Source organism: uncultured Caballeronia sp. (genome assembly GCF_964243625.1).
Taxonomy (GTDB): Bacteria; Pseudomonadota; Gammaproteobacteria; order Burkholderiales; family Burkholderiaceae; genus Caballeronia.
In genome coordinates this window covers 1-2,610 of the sequence record NZ_CAXTGZ010000760.1, presented here as the reverse complement: position 1 = coordinate 2,610, position 2,610 = coordinate 1, and the positions used below count along the sequence as shown (strand labels likewise).

The following is a 2,610-nucleotide window of genomic DNA, read 5'->3' as shown; positions in this document are numbered from 1 at the left end:
GAAACTCACCCGCCTTCATTCGCTCGCTCAACGCGCGATGCGTCGCCGCGACGATCCGCACATCGACCTGCAGTGGTTCAGTGGAGCCCAGCCGCACGACTTCGCGCTCCTGCAGCACGCGCAGCAACCGGCTTTGCAGCGGCAATGGCATCTCGCCGATTTCATCGAGGAAAAGCGTGCCGCGATGCGCCGACTCGATCAGTCCAGCCTTGCCGCCGCGACGCGCGCCCGTGAACGCCCCCTCCTCGTAGCCGAAGAGTTCGCTTTCCAGCAGCGTTTCCGGAAACGCGCCGCAATTCAACGCGACGAACGCGAAGTCGCGCCGCGCGCTTTCGCCATGGATGCCTTGCGCAACCAGTTCCTTGCCCGTGCCGCTCTCGCCGCGAATCAGCACGGTCGCGTCGGAGCCCGCATATCGGCGAGCGCGCTGGCGAACCTGCTCGATAGCCGGACTGCTGCCGCTGAGGTCATCGATCTTGTATCGCGCGACGAGCGACGGCGAGCGTTGCCGCGCACGCACCGACCTGTCCATGCGCTGCAATGCCACTGACTCCTGAAACGTGACGATGGACCCCGAAGCCGCCGATGCATCGCCCCACGCGCTTCGATGCACCACATAACTCGCCCCGCGCACCGTCTCCAGCGACTCGCCGGGTTCGTCCGGCACGGCGCTCGCCACCTCGGGCGCCAGGTCGCGCAGGCGCTTGCCGACGACCTGCGATGGCGCGAGGCGCAGCATCTCGGCCATCTTGCCGCTGAGCGCTTCAATGCGGCCATCGGCGGCAAGCGCGATCACGCCGTCCCGCAGATGTTGCAGGACCTGATCGAGCCGGCGACGACGCTGCGTCTCGCCGAGTGTCGCGCGCGCCACTTCCAGCGCTGTTTCGAACGCGCCCTGAACGGACGCTCGCGAGTAGAGAAACACCGACTTCATGCCGGCCTTTTCCGCGAGTTCCGTGACGAGACCCGGCCCGACAATCGCCTGCACGCCACGGTCACGCAGATCCAGCACGCAGGATTCCGCGTCCTCCGCCGACACGTAGGACGCGCATTCGATCGCCGCGCCGAACGCGCGAAAAAAGCGTGCGACTTCAGCGGGTGTCTCCCCGTGCATCACGAGACCGACCGGTTCGCCCTCGCGGCGCGCACGCGCGAGCGCATGCATGACATCGAACCCGGTCGGGTTCACCAGTACGACCGGAACGCCGATTCGCGCCTTCAGGTACGCCCCGTTCGATCCGGCAGCAACGACCACATCTGGGCGGGCATCGCCGGCGTTCTCGATCTCGTGCACCGCGTCCTCGTAACCGAGCGGCACAATACGCAGGTCGGCAATGCCGTCGTATTCGGCCGCCATGTCGCGATACAGATCGCGGAGCTTGCTTATACCTACGGCCCAGATGCGTGGAGGAGGATTCATGGGGTGGAGGGTCGGGCTCGAATGCTCCAGTCTAATTCACTTCTGCAAACAATGATTTCATTTGTGAAATTTTCAGGCATCGATAAAAAAGATTAATCTGTTCCCAATCAAGAACTTGGGCACTGGCAAACAACTTGCGCTTCCAGACGCATAAACCGGAGACCTCCATGAGCTCAACTGCAGCACTCAGCGCCGGCGCGAAGTTCCGCGCAGCGGTCGCGGCCGAACGGCCCTTGCAACTCGTCGGCGCGATCAACGCGAATCACGCGCTGCTCGCCCAGCACGCCGGGTTCAAGGCAATCTATTTGTCGGGCGGCGGGGTCGCGGCGGGATCGCTGGGCCTGCCGGACCTCGGCATCTCCACGCTTGACGACGTGCTCACCGATGTCCGCCGCATCACCGATGTCTGCGACCTGCCGCTGATGGTCGATGTCGATACCGGCTTCGGCCCGAGCGCATTCAACATTGCCCGCACGGTCAAGTCGCTGATCAAGGCGGGTGCAGGCGCGATGCACATTGAAGACCAGGTGGGCGCGAAACGCTGCGGTCATCGGCCGGGAAAGGCAATCGTCTCGCAGCAGGAAATGGCCGATCGCGTGCGGGCCGCGGTGGACGCCCGCACCGACGCGAACTTCGTCATCATGGCGCGCACGGATGCTTTGGCGGTCGAGGGACTGGACGCGGCGATCGACCGGGCGCGGGCGTGTGTGGAGGCGGGCGCGGACATGATCTTTCCGGAAGCAATGACGGACCTGAAGATGTACAAACAATTCGTCGATGCCGTGAAGGTCCCGGTTCTCGCCAACATCACCGAGTTCGGATCGACGCCGCTCTTCACGGTCGAGGAACTGCGCAGCGTGGATGTGTCCATCGTGCTGTATCCGCTCTCCGCTTTCCGCGCGATGAACAAGGCCGCTGAGAATGTGTATCGCGCGATTCGCACCGATGGCACGCAAGCCAACGTGCTCGACACCATGCAGACGCGCGAGGAATTGTACAAGAGCATTGGCTATCACGACTTCGAGCAGAAGCTCGACGCGCTGTTCAATCAGACCAAATAAAGCGTTATTCCTGCGTTGATCCGATAAGGAGACTGGAACAAATGAGCGATACCCCGACGAAAGAAGCACCCGCTGCCAGCGGGTTCAAGCCCAAGAAATCTGTCGCGCTTTCGGGCGTGACGGCAGGCA

The 2,610-nt window shown here is 63.4% G+C and carries 2 protein-coding genes; one reads left to right on the top strand and one right to left on the bottom strand.

The window, feature by feature from the left end; translation table 11 throughout:
- A partial coding sequence (gene prpR, locus ACFFAR_RS30510) for a propionate catabolism operon regulatory protein PrpR (protein ID WP_174365428.1) occupies positions 1–1,420 on the bottom strand: 1,420 nt, incomplete at its 3' end.
- A gap of 167 nt (positions 1,421–1,587) precedes the next feature.
- Between prpR and prpB the strand changes: the two genes are divergently transcribed.
- Entirely contained in the window at positions 1,588–2,481 is an 894-nt protein-coding gene (prpB, locus tag ACFFAR_RS30505) for a methylisocitrate lyase (RefSeq protein ID WP_062172394.1), read from the top strand.
- Positions 2,482–2,610 lie beyond the last annotated feature (129 nt).

Coding starts and splice junctions, on each gene's coding strand:
- prpB (WP_062172394.1), top strand. CDS start 1,588: ATGAGCTCAACTGCAGCACTCAGCGCCGGCGCGAAGTTCCGCGCAGCG.